General features: G+C 59.1%; 15 protein-coding genes and 2 pseudogenes. 7 read left to right on the plus strand and 10 right to left on the minus strand.

Annotated features, from left to right (window positions below):
• The first annotated feature begins 173 nt into the window (after positions 1–173).
• The 4 genes from LMTR21_RS26470 (at position 174) to LMTR21_RS26485 (ending at position 3,413) form a co-directional block, all read left to right on the plus strand.
• Positions 174–803: a GntR family transcriptional regulator gene (locus LMTR21_RS26470; protein WP_065755417.1), complete on the plus strand. Its 630-nt coding sequence runs from the start codon at positions 174–176 to the stop codon at positions 801–803.
• A 173-nt stretch (positions 804–976) separates the two neighbouring features.
• Positions 977–1,288, plus strand: coding sequence for a Dabb family protein (locus tag LMTR21_RS26475; RefSeq protein ID WP_065755418.1), 312 nt, complete (start codon positions 977–979; stop codon positions 1,286–1,288).
• A gap of 149 nt (positions 1,289–1,437) precedes the next feature.
• Positions 1,438–2,832 carry an aminodeoxychorismate synthase component I gene (gene pabB / locus LMTR21_RS26480; RefSeq protein ID WP_065755433.1) on the plus strand — a complete coding sequence of 465 codons (1,395 nt, stop codon included), beginning with the start codon at positions 1,438–1,440 and terminating at the stop codon, positions 2,830–2,832.
• Positions 2,829–3,413, plus strand: coding sequence for an anthranilate synthase component II (locus LMTR21_RS26485; protein ID WP_057856396.1), 585 nt, complete (start codon positions 2,829–2,831; stop codon positions 3,411–3,413). The genes pabB and LMTR21_RS26485 overlap by 4 nt, the downstream gene beginning before the upstream one ends.
• Positions 3,414–4,717: 1,304 nt before the next feature.
• On the opposite strand, the pseudogene LMTR21_RS26490 reads toward LMTR21_RS26485, so the two are convergent.
• The 4 genes and pseudogenes from LMTR21_RS26490 to LMTR21_RS41205 all read right to left on the minus strand — a co-directional run.
• Positions 4,718–5,521 (minus strand): annotated as a pseudogene (locus tag LMTR21_RS26490) (citryl-CoA lyase); the annotation flags it as partial.
• 64 nt (positions 5,522–5,585) lie between these two features.
• Positions 5,586–6,842, minus strand: a complete 1,257-nt coding sequence (locus LMTR21_RS26495) for a CaiB/BaiF CoA transferase family protein (RefSeq protein WP_065755419.1) — start codon at positions 6,840–6,842, stop codon at positions 5,586–5,588.
• A gap of 42 nt (positions 6,843–6,884) precedes the next feature.
• Positions 6,885–7,073 (minus strand): hypothetical protein, encoded by a 189-nt coding sequence (locus LMTR21_RS41200; protein WP_246174263.1) that lies wholly within the window; start codon positions 7,071–7,073, stop codon positions 6,885–6,887.
• Positions 7,074–7,161: 88 nt separating this feature from the next.
• Complete coding sequence (locus LMTR21_RS41205) at positions 7,162–7,632, minus strand: ATP-binding cassette domain-containing protein (RefSeq protein WP_246174265.1); 471 nt, start codon at positions 7,630–7,632, stop codon at positions 7,162–7,164.
• A gap of 420 nt (positions 7,633–8,052) precedes the next feature.
• Between LMTR21_RS41205 and LMTR21_RS26505 the strand changes: the two genes are divergently transcribed.
• A complete protein-coding gene (locus tag LMTR21_RS26505; RefSeq protein WP_065755420.1) occupies positions 8,053–8,742 on the plus strand; it encodes an IclR family transcriptional regulator in 690 nt (229 codons plus the stop codon).
• 1,402 nt (positions 8,743–10,144) lie between these two features.
• On the opposite strand, the gene LMTR21_RS26515 is transcribed toward LMTR21_RS26505, so the two are convergent.
• The 3 genes from LMTR21_RS26515 to LMTR21_RS26525 form a co-directional block, all read right to left on the minus strand.
• Positions 10,145–10,963, minus strand: coding sequence for an AAA family ATPase (locus LMTR21_RS26515; protein WP_141688534.1), 819 nt, complete (start codon positions 10,961–10,963; stop codon positions 10,145–10,147).
• A gap of 14 nt (positions 10,964–10,977) precedes the next feature.
• On the minus strand, positions 10,978–12,330 hold the full coding sequence (locus LMTR21_RS26520; RefSeq protein WP_141688535.1) for a hypothetical protein: 1,353 nt from the start codon (positions 12,328–12,330) through the stop codon (positions 10,978–10,980).
• Between the two features lie 1,239 nt (positions 12,331–13,569).
• Positions 13,570–14,295, minus strand: a complete 726-nt coding sequence (locus tag LMTR21_RS26525) for a GH12 family glycosyl hydrolase domain-containing protein (RefSeq protein ID WP_246174266.1) — start codon at positions 14,293–14,295, stop codon at positions 13,570–13,572.
• A gap of 680 nt (positions 14,296–14,975) precedes the next feature.
• On the opposite strand from LMTR21_RS26525, the gene solA reads away from it, so the two are divergent.
• A complete protein-coding gene (gene solA, locus LMTR21_RS26530; protein WP_187399197.1) occupies positions 14,976–16,124 on the plus strand; it encodes an N-methyl-L-tryptophan oxidase in 1,149 nt (382 codons plus the stop codon).
• 140 nt (positions 16,125–16,264) lie between these two features.
• Here solA and tnpB read toward each other — a convergent pair whose 3' ends face one another.
• Entirely contained in the window at positions 16,265–16,618 is a 354-nt protein-coding gene (gene tnpB / locus LMTR21_RS26535) for an IS66 family insertion sequence element accessory protein TnpB (protein ID WP_065755426.1), read from the minus strand.
• A pseudogene (tnpA, locus tag LMTR21_RS26540) lies at positions 16,599–17,071 on the minus strand (IS66-like element accessory protein TnpA). The gene tnpB and the pseudogene tnpA overlap by 20 nt, the downstream one beginning before the upstream one ends.
• 534 nt (positions 17,072–17,605) lie before the next feature.
• Here tnpA and LMTR21_RS26545 point away from each other — a divergent pair.
• On the plus strand, positions 17,606–17,896 hold the full coding sequence (locus LMTR21_RS26545; protein WP_065755435.1) for a transposase: 291 nt from the start codon (positions 17,606–17,608) through the stop codon (positions 17,894–17,896).
• Between the two features lie 500 nt (positions 17,897–18,396).
• Here the strand turns inward: LMTR21_RS26545 and LMTR21_RS26550 are convergent, their stop codons facing one another.
• Positions 18,397–19,089, minus strand: a complete 693-nt coding sequence (locus tag LMTR21_RS26550; protein WP_148636013.1) for a hypothetical protein — start codon at positions 19,087–19,089, stop codon at positions 18,397–18,399.
• Positions 19,090–19,817: the final 728 nt, after the last annotated feature.

Consider the following 19,817-nt stretch of genomic DNA (forward strand, 5'->3'; position numbering starts at 1 on the left):
CTCAAGGCAAAGATGTAAAGTGTGTTTGCGCCTAAGGACCGCGAATTAAGCCTAGGTTTGGAGAAATGCCTCAAAATCAGGGCATCTAATACGATTTTGACGCCTGAGCGTTGCGCATGGCCGGGCACTCGCCTACTTCCCCGAGTGCAAACGTTTATGATAGATAATCTATAATGACTGAGAATATGACGACCGCGGAGCGCATTGCAGGGGCAATCAGCGAGCGCATCATCAGCGGCGAGCTGCAGCCGGACGCCCCACTCCGGCAGGACCGCATCGCGCGAGAATTCAATTCCAGCCACGTCCCGGTGCGCGAGGCCTTTCGGCAACTTCAGGCCCAACATCTTGTCGTTGCCGTGCCCCGTCGCGGTGTGCGAGTTGCCCCACTTAATATCAATTCCGTGAAGGAGATCGCCGAGATGCGCGCCGCGCTCGAAGTGGTCGCGTTGCGCAATGCGGCGCCAAAGCTCACCTCTAGCCATTTGGCACGGATCGAGCTCGCCGTGATTGAAGGAGACACCGCCCAGACCATTCAGGAGTTTGAAATGGCCAACCGCGCTTTTCACTACGCGCTGGTGGCGCCCTGCGCGATGCCGCGCCTGCTCGCGAGCCTTGACGGACTACAGCTTGCAAATTCACGACTCGTGTTCGCGATGGCGCGCAGTAGCGGCTGGCGACCGCGGTCCAATCAGGATCACCGCCTGATTTTGCACGCCCTGCGGGCGCGCAACGTCGATCAAGCCTGTAGTCTGCTCGCGCGCCACATTCAAACCATTGAGCGCCTTGCCCTTCCCTCGTCATGACCGCGAACGAGATCTGGCGAGGTCCGTTGCAAACCCCGGGGCAAAGCGCAAGAGCGCCAAACCTCCGACCTTTTTGCCGCGCGACGCGGCTTGCGGGTGCGCCCCCGTTGCAGCGGGCTCGATCCCAAGATAGTAAAGCGACCTCCTTGCGACATCACTCCTTAAGGCCACCCATGATTCGTCACATCGTCTTGTTCAGCGCCAAGGATCAGGCCCATATCGAGCAAATCATCGAAGGCTTATCGGTTCTTACCACAATCCCGCATGCACGTCGGCTCGAGATTGCCCGCAATTGCAAGACCGACCAGCTCGGTAACGAGATCGACGTGGTGGTGTATGGTGAGTTCGATAACGAGACGGAGCTGGCAGCGTACAAAGCGCATGATCTGTATCAGGAATCGATCAGGCAGGTACGACCCCTTCGGGAGTTACGGTTCGCGGCCGACTATAATGTATCAGCCGATGCGCGGTTCGCTCGACGGTAGCGATAAGCGAAGTTAGTGAGCGCTTCGGGTCAACTGGCGGGGGTTAATCTGGCAATCGGTCTCAAAAGCTTGTGGGTGCCAGACGAGGGTGGGATTCGCAATCGGAGCGCGTCCCACCAGCACGCCCGTTGTCGGTGACTGACAAGGCGATGCACGTCCGTGAACTGCGGTGGATTGAGCCTGTCACCGCGATGCACTGTCTCGCGCATCGACCGCACCTGACGTTTCTCGACAGCGCGGCAACGCATGAACTGCTTGGGCGCTATTCCTATCTGAGCTGCGAGCCGTTCAGCACCTATACGGTCACGGACGGACAGGCGAGTTACAACACAGAGGCTCTCGCGGGCGAACCGTGGCGAGCGCTTCGCAGCCTGCTCGCGAGGTGCCCAGAAGAGCATCGTCCCGATCTGCCGCCATTCCAGGGCGGTGCGGCCGGCTTCTTTGCTTATGATCTGAACAGGACACTGGAGCGACTGCCCGCGCCGGCAATCTCCGGTCAGAGGTTGCCGCAATCCATCCTGCATTTCTATGACGTGGTCATCAGCTTCGACCACCGTGACAACAGATGCTGGATCGTCTCGACCGGCTGGCCGGAGCAGGATCCCGCACGACGGCGCGAGCGTGCGCGTCGTCGGGCCGATGAGTTTGCAGCGCTGCTCGACCGCCCAAGGACGCCGCGGAATGACTTCCCCGCCACAGCGGGCGCATGGCATTCTAACTTCAGCCGTGAGGGCTACATGGCGGCGGTGCAGCGCGTCATCGACTTGATTCTGGCGGGCGACGTCTTCCAAGCGAACATTGCGCAGCGCTTCAGCGCTCGCTTATCGAGCTCATTTGATCCGCTGGCCTTCTATTGTCGGCTACGGTCATTGAACCCGGCTCCCTTTGCAGCCCTCCTGCGGTACGGTAAGCTGACCATTGCCTCGAGCTCGCCGGAACGATTCCTCAAGCTTGATGGACGGCAGGTCGAAACGCGCCCCATCAAGGGCACGACCGCGCGCTCCGCTGATTCCAAAGACGACCGGCGCCGCGCTGAACTCCTCCTCGCGTCCGAAAAGGACCGTGCCGAGAACACGATGATCGTCGACCTCCTGCGCAACGATCTGTCACGCGTTTGCACGCCGCAGTCGGTCGAGGTTCCAGCGCTGTGTGCCCTGGAATCCTATGCCTCGGTGCACCACCTCGTGTCGACCGTGACGGGTGAACTTGCCGTAGATGAAGACGCCGTCACTTTATTGCGAGCTTGCTTTCCCGGCGGCTCCATCACCGGGGCGCCCAAGGTGCGATCGATGGAGATCATTGCAGAGATCGAGCGGGTGGCGCGAGAGGTGTATTGCGGGGCGATCGGCTTTATCGGCTTCAACGGGCACATGGATACAAATATCGCGATCCGCACGGTCACGATCGACGATGACTTGGCTCTATTTCATGCAGGAGGCGGGATCACGGCCATGTCGGATCCAGAGGCCGAATACGAGGAGACGCTCGCCAAGGCGCAGCGCATATTTGACGCGTTTCGTGCTGACACACCTGGTGGATCTTGATTGTCATCATCGACAACTACGACTCCTTTGTCTTCAACATTGCCCGCTATTTTCGCCAGCTGGGTGCCGCAACGGCAGTGATCCGGAATGACGTCGTCAGCGTCAGCGATCTTGCCTGCCTAAAGCCGCACGCGCTGGTCCTCTCCCCCGGTCCCTGCACGCCAATGGAGGCCGGACTGTCGACAACCGTAATCCGCGAGCTGTCAGGTCATCTCCCAATTCTCGGCATCTGCCTCGGACACCAGTGTATTGGGAGCGTGTTCGGCGGACGCGTCGCGCGTGCCCGTCGTCCGATGCACGGCCGGTCCTCATACGTCACCCATGACGGCCGCGGACTGTTCAAGAACCTCCCGTCCCCACTTTGCGTTGGCCGCTACCATTCTCTTGTTGTTGAGCTCGATGAGTCATGCGCAATGCAACTAACGGTGACAGCGCGTTCGGATGAAGGCGAGATCATGGCCCTCGCACATCGCTCTCATCCGACCTATGGCGTACAGTTCCACCCGGAATCGATACTTACCCAACAAGGGCAGGTGCTACTGATGAACTTCTTGCGACTCGCAGAGACTTGCCAATCGTGAGGATATCCGAGAGCGTGTCGCACACTTGCCAGCTCAACGCACGGAAGCGAATCGTCACCTTCTACGAGACTGATAGATACTAAGCAGATCGCTTAGGGCAGGTAATGGCAGCAAGTTAAATCAACATGAAATCGGTGCCGCGATCACCCGACGAAGCTTTGGCGGGCACTAAGCAGCGGTTCCGCCTTGAGCCAAATGCGCCCGTGCGCGGGTGTTACGGACGTTGGTGCCCAGTGGCCCGCGGCGCGGCGTCGGGTCGCGCAACCCCGCCAGGTCGCTGGGCGAACGTTTTTCATCTTAAATTCGGTCCGGACGATAAGATGTTAATTATAGTCTTGGTCTCCGACTGTTAACGTCGCAGCGAAAAGTGCGTGTGCCGTTTTAAGCCCCCCAGCAAACGGCCTAGCCTACCCCCGAGCTCGCGGCCTCTCTTCATAGCGGCGTGGAAGTCGTCGGTTTGGCGCCAGGTCCGCTCGCCGCGACCGCAAGGGTCGACGGTCTGAGTCCATTCAAACCGAGCAGATTGAAATGGCAGAAAGATGCAGCTTGCCAACGTACCGCTGTTTTGAGGACGTGGCTACATCCTTCTGTATTATGAAGTGCCAAGATCTGCGACGGGACCGCTCGTTCCGAAAAATGAGCTAAACCTACTTACATATGCGACACCACCATCTTTCATCAGGGGCACGCGCCAAGGCTGTTATCGCGCCTCATTGCTATGAACACTACGGACCAATGCGGATCGGGCAAGAGACAGTTCGGGGCGTTCGAGATCAGGCAACCAAGTCGTTCGTCCGGACGCTGGCGGAACACGCGGTCCGTTTAGTCGTGCAGTCCGGTCTAACCCTGCTCGCTAAAGTAGATGGGGCCGGTCGAGGCGATATACAGGCCGTTGCAGCCCATGAACGACTCGGAATTCCGGTGACTGAGTAACGTGTGGATTGTGCCGCGACCAGCATAAGCTCCACGAGCCCATTCATGCAGTCGGCGACCAGAATGCGGCCATCAGCGCAATCTTCAACCCGTTCGGCCAACCTCAATTCGATGGTCAAGGACCAGAAGCCATCGGTGCAATCCTGAAGATCGGCTGAAGGGAATATGGACCAGATAACGATTTCCAGACGCATCGAACGACGGCCCCTCGATGAAGCAGTCAGCCGGGGCTTGCCTACACGGTTTGCGTCCGTCCAATCGGAGCGGACTCCGGGCCGGCGAAATTTGGCGTGCACGGCCGAAAAGACGCGCATTTGGATGAGCTGCGGCAGTCCCTCAAGGTACATCATGGCGCTTCTTTCAGGCTGCGCTTTGGGGTGCCCCTGATATTTGTAGGCGAACTGCTTGGGCATTGGCCCTTTATTGCGGTCCTTGCGTCCGGTCTGCTCCCATGCATGCGCCAGGATGCCAACCGCGCGTGACAAGCAGAAGATGCCACGGGCTAGGGGTGGAGCAAAGCCCAGCTCCGCGTAGATGACTGCAGTGGCTCCATCGACGTTCATCGGGATGAGCTTGCCTTTGCGCTCGCGCATGACGCGCTCGATCGCGCGCGCAGCGCTGGCGTAGCGACCGCTGACGGCAGCATCACTGACCGCAGCATCGACTAGTGCGAGCAGCGGGTCAGCGCGCGGGTCGACGGGATGAAACCGGTGACCGAAGCCGGGCAGATATTTGCTGCGCGTGGCGGTGAAATGATCGATTGCCTCAGCGGCAGCCTCATCCATATTCTTGGTCTCGCTGCGTCGCAGGACCTCGTCGTAGAGCTCGATCGCCTGCTCCCCCGCTCCGCCATGCAGGTCGCCGAGCGTGTTGATCGCGGAAGCCATCGCGCCATTGAGCGGAAGCCCACAACTGACAGCCATCTGCGCGATGGCGATAGAAGGTGCATGCGGGCCATGATCCACTGATGCAACCAGTGCAGCCTGCAACAGCCGCTCCTGCGCCGGTGTGGGTAGCTCGCCGCGCAGCATCAACCAGATCATTGCCGGGAAGGAAATATGATCAATCAATTCCTCGATGGTGTATCCGCGGTACGCGATCCGCCCGGGCGCAATGTCGCATATGGAGGTCCGCCACCAATGGGCGGCCTGCTCTCGCAGCTGCGCTTCGCTCATTCTGTTCTCCGATCTCGTCAGCCTATGTCCGGCCGAAGCTTGCTTGCGCGCAACGCCCTGCCCGTCACGCTGCTCCACCCATCGCCGGGCGGCCCCGCGGAGCTCCTCCTTGACGTCGCGTTCCGGCGGCACCGCTTGCGATAAGGTGCTCAATTTCCGGATAGGTATAACCGAGCCGAGCCAGCCATCGCTCTGTGTCCGCACCGAGCGACGGAGGGAGTGCGGGGACAGGAAACGCCTCATCCAGCCGAAAACCAGGGCGCGTAATGCGTAATGGTGGTTCGCCAGCCCTGTCGAGCGGCAGCGTCTCGACAAAACCGCGCTCCAGCAACTGTGGCTCGCGCAAAACTTGCGGAACGGTCAGCACACAGCCGGCGGGCACGCCGGCGGCATTCAACAGTACCTCCCACTCCTCCGCAGGCCTGCAGCTCAAGGCCGCGTTCAACTCATCGCTAAGCGCCCCGCGGTTGATTTTACGTGCTTGGCGCTTAGCGAAGCGCGGATCTATCTTCAGATCCGGCCGGCCGATCAGATCGCAAAGGGTGCGGTACTGTTTCTGCTCATTGGCGGCTATATTCAGCGGGCCGGTTGCGGTACGGAACGTGCCGGAGGGTGCGGCCGTGAAATTCTCGTTCCCCATCGGCCGCGGCTCGACTCCGCCGTTCAGGTGATTGGAAACCACCCATCCCATGGCTGCGATTGTCGCCTCGAGCAGCGACACGTCGATGAACCGGCCCCTGCCAATTTGCCGCTGCTCGACGAGCGCCGCGGAGATGGCAAAGGCGGCCGTTAGCCCGGCGATGGTGTCGGAGATCGGGAAGCCGGTCCGCAGCGGAGCCGAGGCTGCATCACCGGTAATACTCATCGCGCCGGAAAGGCCCTGGACGATCTGGTCGTAGGCCGGGCGGGCGGACCAAGGCCCGTTTTGCCCAAAGCCTGAGATCGCACAATAGATGAGCCGCGGATTGCGCTTGCACAACGCGTCAAAACCGAGACCAAGCCGCTCCATGACCTTGGGCCGGAAGTTTTCGAGAAGGACGTCGGCCGTGGACACCAGCCTGAAAAACACTTCTCTTCCCGCTTCTGACTTCAGATCGAGCGCCACCGACTGCTTACCGGCGTTCACGGCGACGAAGGAGAGGCCCTGAAGGCGCTCTGCCCTTTGCGGATCGGCGCCAAGGCGGCGCGCGAGATCGCCTCCATTGGAGTTTTCGATCTTGATGACCTCCGAGCCGAGGCGCGCGAGATGGTAGCCGCAGAACGGGCCTGCCAATACGTTCCACAGGTCGAGGACACGGATACCGGTGAGCGGCAGGGACATCTGACGAAGCCTCCTTTGCGGTATCTTCGGCCGCTGCGGTTGCTACTGCAGTTGCTGGGTCGCACGCTCGGCGAAGCGATTGGTGAAGTTTTTGGCTGAAGTCGATAGGATCGTCTCGACCAGCATTATTCCAACATCGCCCCGGAAATCCGGCGTCGACGTCCACTCCCTCATCCTGCCGACGACAAACGGCGCCGCAAACAAGAAGGCGTCGATGATGCCTGATCGCACCCCGAGCTCCGAGATCGGGACAAAAGCGACAAATATGGCGCCTTGCGCGACAACGAGCTTAGTTCGGGCGGCATGTTTCTTCTCCACTTTAGCGCCAAGCAGCGAGCAGATTTCGAGTAGAAGGCGACGAACTCGTCCGTTGTCTGCAGCGCGGAGACGTCCCGGCGATCAGGCAGCGCTTCCTGACCTCGCCGACCATCCCGCTTGCAGGCCCCGCGGACATCACGCCGACTTGGTCAGCCAGCGCGATCGCCTCATCGAGATCATGGGTGATGAAGATCAACGAGCGGCGCTCGGCCTGCCAGAGCAGGATGCGGTGCATCAGCCGGCGCGTGTGAACGTCGAGCGCCGAGAAGCGCTCGTCCAGAAGAAGTACTCTCGGCTCCGTGATGAGCGTCTGCATCGCCGCGCGCTTGCGTTGCCCGCCTGATAGCTGATGCGGATAACGCTGCTCAAACCCCGTCACGCCGAACCGAGCCTCGGCGCGCGCCTCCTTGACTGACTTGCCCTGAAGGACGAGCCGGAGCCCAATGTTGTCCTGCGCGATCTTCCACGGCATTAGGCCCGCCTGTTTGAGCATGTAGCCGGACTGATCATTCAGTCTCGTGAGCGACTTGAGGAAGATCTGAACGTCTGCGAGGCTGTTTGAAGAGACCTGTGACAGTGTTCAGGATGGTGGACTTGCCGCAACGGGTTGGGCCCACGACCTCAACGAACTCCGCGTCGCCTACCTGGAGGTTCATGCTTTTGACTGCGATGAATGCGCCGAAGCGGATCATTACCTCGCGCAAGTCAACGGCCAGCGTTGGTGGCGTTCCATTGTCTCGCATTTCAGAACTCGTTCTGTTATGCGCACTCATAGTCCTGCGTGTGAAAAAGGTCAATCTGTTCTGGCAAACAGAACTACCTTCCTCCAAATTTGATAGCCTCTAGCACCTCAATTTTACGGTGGTTCTACTGTTCAGAACTTGGAGTAAGGATGAGCAAGATAGGAGTTGACGCCGTCAGGAGAGCGCTCGCGATCCTGAAAAGTTTCGACGCGGAGCAGTCTGCGATGACGCTGACGCAGATTGCGGAGATGACAGACCTCTACAAGAGCACAGTGCTCCGATTGGCCTCCTCCTTGGAAGCTGATGGCTTTCTCGTCCGCGGCGCGGACCGGTTATTTCGACCAGGACCAGAATTGTGGCGTCTTGGGGCGCTCTATCAGCGCGGTCTGGATCTTGGCGAAGTCATCCGGCCATCCCTTCGGCGTCTGGTTGAGGCAACGGGAGAAACTGCGTCGTTTTACGTTGCAGATGGCGACGAACGCATCTGTCTTTACCGCGTCAATTCTCCACGTTCAGTTCGATATCATCTCGAAGAAGGCCAGCGATTGCCAATTGATTGCGGCGCCGCCGGTCGAATTCTCACTGCATTCCGCGAGCCAACGAACGTAGAAGGGAAGAAGATCCGCGATAGAGGCTTTTATGTTTCGATCGGAGAGCGGGATCCGGAGGCCGCCGCGGCGGCGGTGCCGTTGATGGACGTACACGGCAACTTGAGGGGTGCCCTTTCGCTATCAGCGATCAAGACGCGCTTCGATGCCAAAGCCCGCAAGGCGGCAATCGATGCTCTCAAATCGGAAGCCAAGGCCTTAGCGGGGTTACTGCCCGCAAGCGAATACTGATCTTTGAGGGCGTCCGCTTTGCGCCATTTTGTAAAGAAGCAGACGCGGCTTCGGCAAAGGCTGGCAATGTCTTATGACGCAGCATGAGGCAATCAGGCATTTCCCGACTGTTCAGAGGCGGAGCAGCCACATTGAGCGATCGACAACAGAGATGATGGAGGCGAATGACATTCAAATGCGATTCGATGCGCCCGCCACGCTTCGCAAATGGCCCTCCATAAACAACAAACGTCGTGCAGACAGAAGCTCCTATCAGCTGGCGGAAGGCACGCTGGACGACTGCATACGAGAGTTTATGACGAAGCCTGAGGTCACACGTCATCTTTACGAGATCCACACAGCGCCACAGCCTCCGCTCGTAACGGAAATCTTGTTAGCCGATCAGATCACGGAACTCGCCAGATTCCGAAGCTTCCTCTGATCGGGATGTTCCTGTCGGGCACGTCTGGACCAGGCGAAGGTCAGCCTCAAATCGGCGAGTCTCAGATCAGGGAAAACAATTCCGCTTCGCCGTCGAAAGCAGAGCTGTACGTCAGTGCTGCCTTCGTCCTTGCGACCGGCTAGCCGGAGCACTGGCTCTTATTCAAAGCACATGCAGCTGCCCGCTGCGCATCTTGTACCGACGTCCCAGCCACGAACTGTCCCGTCCGCGCGGTGGGTCCTCTGAGTGCCGTCTTCCCATCGCCATGATGGTGGTGCCCATCGCGAGGAGCTGAGGGTGATGATGACGCCGTAGAGGCCTTGCCATGCCTGCCGAGTCCGCCCGATTGATCAACCAAATCGAACGCGCGGCGAACTCCAGTGCCGTCCAGCTTAGTCAAGAATCCCGCCCTGATTGGATTTTGAGAGGAAACCGCCGTTGACCGCGACCTCGAGGACGAAAAGAAAGGCAAGAAATCCGATCTTGAGTAGCATCTTGCCTGGCGTAGGCAGGCGGGCTGGACGAGGCCATGCGAGTCCGAAATTACCACCACTGCGGGTATTGCGTCCGTGAGTGGAGGGGCCTGTGATCCGCACAATGTGATGAGGACTGTCAGCAGTGTGGTGCGTCACATGGCACCCGGGACGCGGAGAAGCGCGACGATGAATAGTATCGCCCTTTCAATGACACTCCCGACGCAGGTTCTGCGGGACCGACGCTGCGTGTGCACGCTCACGCTCACAACCGAGTACTGATAGAGCAAGAAGTGACCGCCCCCCCCCGCCCCCCGTCTAGACGCAGCGAACAGATGCTCTAGCCGGCGGAGCACCGTTGTGGGGAACCATCGGCTGGCCTCACGGACACTGCTCTGCGGTTAGGCGCCCGATTAGTGCAGATCTTTCTTCGGACGCTCGTTAACGCGGGGGCTTCTTTCTTGAACCGGCGCCCATCCGCCAGCAGAGGATCGAACTCCTAGCCCCGTTAGGCGATTGGCTGCGCGCGAGCAATCGCAGCTTGCTGCGCCTTCTTGTCCTGCTTAGCAGCCTTTATGAGTGCATCAACACGCGGGATCATATCGGCCAAATCCTTGATCTCGGGTGGCGCACCCATCGCCTCGTCGGTGTGCGAATGCCCCTCAATATAGGTGGAGAGCTCCTCGTACGTCTCGCACATCTTCTCGACGAGACCGCTGTCCCACGCGATCTTTCGAAGTCCTGTGACAATGACCCGGTCGCTCCACCGGGGCACCACGCCTTTCATCAATCGGTTGACCATCGTTTCTTCAATGGTTCTGCGAAGTGCGGCCATCCCTTTGCTGATAGCATCGTGTCGCGCTCGCCCTGACAGCGCTTGCGCTTCCGCGAGACATTGTTTGGCCCGTTCCGTCGTATCGTGTGCCTTGCTCGTTGCCGGCGCATCATTCAGCGTAATTTGCCCTGGATTGCCGTCCTCGTCGCGATCGATCCAGTGAGCCTGGTATGAGACATCATCCTTCTCAGCCGTCACAATCAGCTGATTCAGGAACGGCAAGTCATGAGTGAAGACGATTACTTGATGCGACTTGGCTTCGCGAACAAGACGTCTTGCGATCAGTTCCTTGCGCTGGTGATCCTGTGAGGTCACAGGATCGTCGAGCACGATGCCAGCGTTCGAGCGGTTCATCGCTACTTCGGTCAGGAAGTCCGCCAGTGCAACGGCCTTCTGCTCGCCTTCGCTAAGGATAATCTCTGGCCGGTGCCCGCCTTTCAAGACAAGAGACCGCACTGGCCGGTGGTCTGGAGTTCTACCGGCATATTGCATTCGAGTTCGTCGCACTAGTGCGCAAGGCGTGCGCGATATGAAGGCCCCACAATTTGCGCGAAGAGCTCCTTCTCCTTGTCCGTTATGTGTCGGGGATTTAAAGCAGATTTCGCGCGCTCCGCTTTGGAGCACCAAGCCGCGTTGGCGACATAGGTCTCAATACTGCCGAGAAGGTTCGACAGGACCTCCCGGTGGCGCAGGGTTTGCCGTTCAAGTTCCAAGGACGCGACAGCGCTTGTCGGATCTTCTTTATCCAGGCGATCCAAATCCGCTGTGATCCGATCTATAAGAGCCCGCAGTGCGGAACAGACCTCGGTGCAATTGATTGAGCCTTGAACCGGCCCTCGTGCGGTTAATGACGCGATCGAGCTATCACGCAACTCGCTGATGCTACGGGCGGTGCTATCGATTATTGTTGCGAGTCCAGGATCGAACTTACTGACATGAGCTCGAACTGCCGAATCCGAGGCGAAGATGTTCACTTCCATCGTCTTCAGCACCGCGATTTCGTTCTCAACCGCCTTTGCCGAAGTCTGTGCTGCGCGCTGCGCGTCGCCCTCGACAAACGCAAGTAGTGCAACGATGTGGGACCGGCTGTCTTCATCCAGCGGGCGTTCGCAAAGGATACATCGGTCTCCGGGTCCTGGATACGCGTCGTTCTCCTTGTGCGCGGGAGCATGTGCAGCTTTCGCGAACACTTCCCATTGTGGCGTGCCAACTGCTTTGAAGAATGGTTTCTTGAATGTCTCTGCTCCGGTCGCAGCCGCGGCAGCCGCACACTCGTTGGCAGCACTCGACAGTTCTTTCCGAAAGGCCTCCTTCTCGGCAGAGAATTGAATACCGAGCGTGTCGAGCTTCGCAATGAGCGCTGTAATATCGCTCGTGGCCTGCTTCAGGTTCTCGATGACCTGCTTAGGCGAACTCGCTTTCAGTGCTGTTGCTTGTGCATCCACCTCTCGGAAGCGAGCTTTCTCGGTCTCACCATACTTCGCAACTTTTCGCACCGCGGCCATATCGGTCTTGGCGCCGATTGCTGCAACGAGCTTTGATACCTCTGTTTCCTGCCCGATAAACGAGTCAGAAAACCGCGTGGTGTGCGTCCGAGACTGCATAGCATTTGTGAGGAACTTGCCGAGCCACGCGGGCCATTTCGGGGAACACGTCGAATCCAGACGGCTTGAATTCAAATCCGTCGTTTCGCTGACGTGGAACCGCGCAGTTACGACATCAAAGAAGCTGATGCGTCGGAGATCCGGGTGCTCGGTGCCGATGCAGAATACGAGGGGATCGTGAGCCGTACCATCTAGCTCAACGTGGAAGATCGCCGCTGGATCGGCGCTCCTACCGTTCGCATAGATGTTCGGCACGATCTCCGGTTTATGCCGACTGAAACTGGCGTTCGCGAACGAGCAAAGCCGCTCTTTCGAGCGCCATTCCGCCCGTAAACGACGGTGAGCTTCGAATCGAATGTGAGCGCGGAGCCGTCCGGAAGAGCGTTGATGCCCACGAGCTTATCGACGCGAATGAGAGAGAGCGGCTTGGCTTCGTCATCGCCGGAGCGAGCCGACACAATCCGGGGAGCTAAGCTTTCCACCGGCGCGTCACCGAGTAGATGTGCACTTAGAAAGAGCCGGTAGGCCTCGGCGACCTGGTTGTCGTTCAGCCTACCGTTCGAAGTCGCCTGCGCAACGATGAACTGTTGCCAGGCACTGAGCTGCTTTGCCCAAGTATCGAGAGCCTGCCAGACCGTCGGTGTGCGCGAATCATTCATAGGGCCATACTCTCGCGGCAGCCGCAAAACGCAACCAGAGAGAGAACCGTATTCCTACGGATGGCTTTCTTGCGAACAGAAAACACACAACTACTCTCCCAAGCTCTCGAGGATTCTTCGCGCCCGGTTCCGCAGCCTTGACCGCCCTGCGCGCGGAGGCCGCGAGATGGGCGGTCGGGATGGAAGATTGCTGGTGGCGCGGCCTAACAAAAGAATGGACTTGCCGCGCATATTTTGACGGGTTTTGCTTGCCCACTCGTCCGTGGTGCGCAAGTGGACCCAGAGCTCCGCAGGAAAGGCATAGAATGGCAGCAGATCCTCGCGATTCTTTGCCACGCAATCAACCGCGCGCGCATATTTCTCGGCGAAGGGTGCAGACTCCGCGGGAGCTCGGCTCGGCGCGATGAAGATGTCAGCTCCACTTAAGAAGACAGACCCAAGGGTCCTGTAAGCGGCAAGCTGAGCCGTCAGGCGGCGTGGTTCCATGGCATAAGCGCGCCAATTTCGCTGCTGGCCAGCCGTTGACGATACGCTGAAGCGTTAAGGTGAGCCACGCGCCGTGTCATGGTCCGCGCCCATCTATTTTGCAAGCTTCTCAATGATGCGCCTGCGCGAGACAATGCTCCGCTTTGGGCGGTAACAGGCTGAATTAGTTCGAGTCATGATCCGCTCCCGGTCATGTGCCCCGGCGCGACGATGCGCTCTCCGCGCCGGGTTAAATCCAACAGCCGGGGCGAACTCAGAACTGGATCTTCACTTTGAGGTCACGGTCCAGTTATTGAACTTGAAGTTCATTCCGCCTGGGGACGAGGTGATCTCGACGCCGTATTGGACGCTACCTACCGACGTTTATGTCGCCGAAGTAGCCCTTCGACTTGATCCACTCTAGGATGCCCTTGATGTCCACTGTCCCGCTGTTGCTCTTCGAAGTGGGAACGAGCGAGATGACGTTGTGACCGTTATTCCCTTCAAACACGTTCCAGGTCGTCCCTCCCACGTCGACGTTAGCGTAGACCGGGATTGCCGCCCCGGAGGGATCCTGCCGATAATGATAAGAAATCGGCTTAACGTTGCCGCTACCGTCCGAGTTTCCGGTGTAGTTTGTCCAGATCATGATCTCATGCTGGTTTGAGCTGTCCCAAATATCGTACGCGGTGTCCCAGGCGCCGCTTTTAGGAACGTCCTGATTGAAGGTCGAGCTCAAAGTGTTGATTGCACTGAGTGGCTTTCCGATATGGACAGCCTCGTGTGGATAGCTCTTGATGCCACCAGTTCCAGGCTGGTTCGACCACACGCTCCACCGGTTCGCTCCATACACCGAAATGGTCTGAGGCCCGGCACCACTGCCCCACACGTCGTTGTTCCAGGAGTAGCCATCGCGTGAAAAGTTCCCATACGGAGCGCTCGAACTCCAAATCGGGCCCTTTGTTGGTACAGGCGCGGCAGCCGATGACCTGACGTCGTTCACAGCCTGCCTAAAAAGATCATGATGCTCCTGTGAGCAGACGTACCCCATTGGGGATTCTGGCGAGCCGGCACCGTTTATCCGATTGGAATCCATAATGCTCTCCTTCTCTTATGGGACCGAAGCCTCTTGCCGATCCGCCAAGCGGGTACCCTAGGTTCGTGACCAGTTCAGTCGTGGGCGGCATCGTCATCTAGAGACCGGCTTCGAATTCTAGGAAGGTTGGCTTTCGAGAAGCTGACTACCGCGAGAGTGCACGGTGCGGGCCTGTCCGTTCCTTTTCCAACCCACGCATGCGGCGCAACGAGAAGGATTTGCCCGAAGGTCATCGCGAGCCCGCCGGGATCATGATCCGGCGCAATCCTGGCGCCATCTGCATTCTGAGTGACGCGCGATTATCGCTGCGTCAGCGTCGCACGCGCCGACAGGTTGCTGAATCATTTGGGAGTGAGCCTACAAGCTTTGGCAGGCGACGAACTCAACGACTTAAGGTATCGAGACGCTGGCGATCGCGGGCGGCACTTCGCCGTTCCGCCCAGGGGGCAAGCGCCGCTCGCTCTTACCTGGTAGAGCCCCTCGCTCCGTTTGGATCACGGGCGGGTCGTAACCCATAACAAGAAAAAGGCTGACAAGGCGCATTGCGAATGCTGCGCGAGTGTCAGGGATCGTTGTGCTCCTGCCGCGGCTGCGGCGTGTCCACCAAGTACGGGGCCCTCAGAAGGGCGGCGGCGTGGCAGATCAATGGGGCATGCCAGACGGCGGAAGATGGAGCGGGGATGCGTGTTTGCCAAATTGCCGTCGTCGGCCTCGGCCTGATCGGCAGCTCTGCGTTCCATTCGCTGGTGCGTCGGGGGGCCGATGTGCTCGGCTTCGACCCTCTTGTGTTGGGCGAGGCTCGCGGCTCATCGCATGGCTCATGCCGGGTGTACCGACGCTTCAATTTCGAGAGCGCGGCCTACACCGAGCTTAGCGATGCTGCCTATGAGGGATGGCGGATGTTGGAGGCCGCCAGCGGTCGGACAATCCTCATGCCTACTCGCGTGCTCGAAGCAGGACCTCCAGGATCGAAGATGGTGGCCAACTCCCGAGCCAGCGCGCTCAAGGACGCCATCCCCGGTTTGGCCACGGGAGCGGAAGCAAACGCCGCATTTCCGGCGTTCCAGCTTCCTGAAGAATGGGATGTGGTCGTCCAGGAAAGCGGCGGGATCCTGTTGGCGGAAGCTGCGATCCGCGCGTTTCGCGAGGGAGCCGAGCACCGAATCATTCTGGCTCCGGCCCGCATACGGCCGATGGCCGCCGGCATCCGTATTTCAACGCCCCAAGAGGTAATCTTAGCGGAGAGGGCCATTGTCGCTGCAGGACCATGGATTGCCGGCCTAATCCCGGGACTCGCGCGACACTTAAAGATCACACGGCAGACGGTCGGTTGGTTCAAGCCGGTTAGACCCGAATTGGCGCGTTACGCGGAATTTCCGGCGTTCATTGTCGAAGGGAAGAAAGGGTTGGTATACGGCTTTCCTGATTTCGAGGGACGAGGTGTAAAGGCTGCACAGCACGACCATGGGCCAGTCGTGGCGGCAGACGCCTGGCAGCCGCCGCCAACCGACGCAGAACTGGAGAGTGTCGGATTGACGCTCGCGGAATTGATCCCCGGTGCGGCGGGCCCAATCGTCGAGCGCGATATCTGTCTTTATACGAACACGCTCCGAGCAGATCTGCGACCGGACGAGGGCAACGAATTCATCATCGATCGACTTCCGGCCGACCCACGCATCGTCGTCGCATCGCCTTGCTCCGGCCACGGTGCGAAGTTCGCCAGCGCGATCGGTACGATGCTCGCGGATCTGGCACTCGATGCGAAACTGATCGCGCCGAAGGCGTTTCAGCTCGACCGATTCAGCGGCGTCGCCCCGCCAAGCTCCTGAGACGTCAATTGGCGTCCATTCTGGTATTGCAGACGATGGCGTTATTACGCTTGGGCTCGACCACCAATGGAGCTCACTAACCGATTCGCATCAACTGCCATGAAGCAATATGTTGTATTGTATAAACGTATCTAGAGAGCTCAGCCGGCAACCTGATATTGCCGCACCGGATGGCGGACCATCGCATCGATGTCGATGCCGTCGAGGATCCAGTGCAATTGCTCGGTCGTAAGCGTGACGACCGCCTCTTGGCGGCGCGGCCATCGGAACTTGTCCTCGGTCAGCCGCTTTAGGACCAGCACAAAGCCGGACCGATCGAAGAACAGCAGCTTCATCCGGTCGCAACGGCGATTGCAGAACGCAAAAACCGCCGGAGCAAACGGATCGAGCGCCATCGTCTCCTGGACCAGAACCACAAGGCTGTTGATGCCAGCCCGGAAGTCGATCGGCTCACGGTGCAGATAGACTTGCAGGTCACCGCCCAGTCTGAACATGGCTCAGTGCTCCGATGACCGCTGTCAATGCATCCACATCGCCGCATTCCAGCGCGAGCTTCACGCCGTTCGGCAGGACGCGCTCACTTTGGCTGGAGAGCAAAAAGCTGCAGTTCTTTTGGATTCCGACCCACGCACTTCATCGCAAGTCGCCGGCAAATCCACCGTCGCCACGCTGCTCTGCCGCGACAGGGCCCGATCCGCAGCCCTTTCAAGCTGAACCGGAATGAACGCCGGTGGTGAAGACGGCGGGAGAGACCGGGGCGCCGTCTGCTTCTTGATCCACTTCCGAAGAAGGTTCGCATTGACCCCATGTTCGAGCGCAAGCCTCGATACCGAAACGCCAGGCTCAAGGTAGGCCGCGACAAGACGCTCCTTCGATGCCGGATCGTACCGCCGGCGCCCGTTCCGACCGACAAGCCTGACCCGCAGTTTCTGATCATCGTCTTCCATCAAAAGGTGTCCACCTATTTTGGTGGACACCTCATGCATCAGAGCACTCAACCGCAAAAGGTGCGGGGAAATTCGCGCTTACCCCGAAGCCATCTGCCGCCTGGTCGAGCTGGGCCTGAAGGTGCAGCCCAAGTCAGGGCATAAGAGAGGTGTGAACCTCTTCCGAATGAGTGGACACCGGTAGTAGGCTCATTGAGCCCCTAGATGTCGAATGGAACGTCAACGCCCGAGGAGTACAAGGCCAGGCGTCGAACTGGTCGTGTCCAGCCGTCGGCCGGTCACGTCGGTTACCAATGGAATTCGGTCTGCGCGACTGTGCGGCGCTGGGTCGACAAGTCGCGTTGAGGATCGCCTCGCGAGCCTCCATGCGCTCCCCAAGGCGTTTGGAGCAGGTTCGTCGCCGCACCGCCAAGAGCGCATCGGGTAGCCAGTCTGCGGAAGATTGAACACCGACTGGTTCAGGCAATTCCTTGAAATGGACCCACAGGAGGTTCGTTGGAAGGGGGCTGCTCCGTTTGATAGACGGAGCGGATGATGACGACGAACACGAGACGCAAGATCGACGCGGCACCGAAGGCAAAGATCGCGCTGGAAGCGGTGCGGGAGCAGGCGACGGTGGCCGATCTGGCCCAGCGCTATGAGGTTCACCCGAACCAGATTTATGCCTGGAAGAAGCAACTGCTGGATCAGGCGGCCCGGGCCTTTGACGCGGGTGTCGGGCCGGAGAGCGAGGACGCTCGGGAACGCGAGATCGAGAAGCTGCACGCGAAGATTGGACAACTGAAAGTCGAGCGGGAATTTTTAGCGCGGAGGTCCGGAAGATGAGCACGCCGGACCGTCGAAGAATGCTCGATCGCGCCGACCAGGCGCTGTCGATCCGCCGGTAATGCACGTTGCTTTGCATCGCCCGTTCTGGAGGCTACCGGCCGCCACGGCCGGCCAACGACAACGCCATTGCCTAGATGTAACGGATCGACGAGCTGTTCACCGCCTGGCCATTCCTGGGCTCGCGGTGAATGACAACGATGCTGAAGACTGGGGGCTTCAGCTCAATCGAATCGCGTACGACGATGGGCATCGCGGCGCGAGACGGCCTTCTCGGCTCTTACGCTATAGCTAGCGCTTGCCAAAAACTCGTTCAACAAGTGCTGCTTGATCGTTGCGGCCTCTCGCTCTCCCTGTGAGGCAAGCAAAGAATGCGCTCCGCGATCTCCAGCGCAGAGCGCCGCTTCTGCCTGACGAACGTGGAGCTAGCAAGTACCTCATCAAGGATGTTGCGGAGCATCTGCACCGTAGCCGTGTCGTAAGCCATGTGCGATTGGCAATTAATACTTCTCAAAGGCGACCATTTTCATGGCCCACCGGTCGACGCCCCCCTTGTCATTCCAATGGATGAACGTCTTTCGGATAGAGGTCTCGAGGTTTCTGCGTTCGATCCCGCTCAAAAAGGGAATCTCGATCTGACGCGTGCGCGTAAACTTCTCAACCACCGCCGCCGTCGGACTGCACGATGGTAATGTTGCAGCAATCGGATGGGTGGTGTGCAGATCCTCGATAATATAAAATCCGCCTGGCTGGACAATGGGAAAAAGCTTCGCAAAGGCAAGCTGCTGGTGATAAGCGGCATGCGATGCATCCTCGACGATGATCCTGACAGGCGGGAGTGACCTCGCGAGACGTTCCAGGGCCGCCGGATCGCCCATGTCGAGCCGCTCGAAACGGAAACGGTTCATCTTAATGGCACCGAAATCGGAAATGTCGCAGCCGATGATGTCGGCTCTTGGAAAAAACTCCAGCCACATTTTGATGGACGGAGTGTCCTCTCCCCGACGAACGAGCAGCGCGTCGGGATCCAGACAACCTTGCTGCAGTCCAATCTCGACCATTGTGAACGGCTCGTGGCGGAACTCCTCGAACATAAACGAGTAAAACTTAGTGTAATCATGGGCGTAAAGAACGGCATCGCCCTTGTCAGTCCCGAAAGCATTGGCCAGTTTTGTCAAATTCGGTGCGCTCATTCCCATCACCTTTTTGCAGCCACTCGGCACTTCTCTTTATTCAAGAAGCGTGCCAACTGCTGGTGCTCATTTCCGGGCTAATTCCGTCTGGTGCGTCGTGAGCTCGAAAGCTGATCGAGTCTCGGCCTGCCACTGATCACAGCCGCATCGTCCACGCAAAGCGGCGTCCAACGTGAATGTAACTTCCGTTCCGCGCGCCGATTGGAGACGGCGGTATATCGCTTGTCGTTACGTCGGCGGCAGGTACGGCCGAACCTCCTTCAGCAGTCCCTACGGTCCGTCAATCTATGGCGACGTGGTCGATACGCCTGTGTTCCTTGCAGGTGGCCAGATGGCTAGTTGGCAGAAGAATGGCTAGTTGTTTCATGGAGAACTGCATGCCAACGGTAGCGTCTCCGACGGCACCAATACCTGCCTCGCGGCCCCGGCTTTGTCGTGAGCGCAAACTGCAAGGCAGGTCCCAACGTCTTTGCCACCGAGACCGGTCGCGTCGGTTACGCGTTTGGCGCGCTGGGCCACACGCTGGCCTATCTCAAGGAAGGCGTGGCTTGGTAAAACAGACGGGGCGACGTCCTCAACAACGAGTTTGGCATCATCGGCTGGGCGTCGAGCAAGCGCTTACGCCTGCGTGGTCGTCAAGGCGAGAATGACTATCTGCATTTCGGCGGGCCGCGTGTCACGACGCCTCAGGGGTGCAGGATCCGCCATTCGCAATTTAACGGAGAGCA

It is taken from the genome of Bradyrhizobium paxllaeri (assembly GCF_001693515.2).
In the GTDB taxonomy this organism is placed as follows: Bacteria; Pseudomonadota; Alphaproteobacteria; order Rhizobiales; family Xanthobacteraceae; genus Bradyrhizobium; species Bradyrhizobium paxllaeri.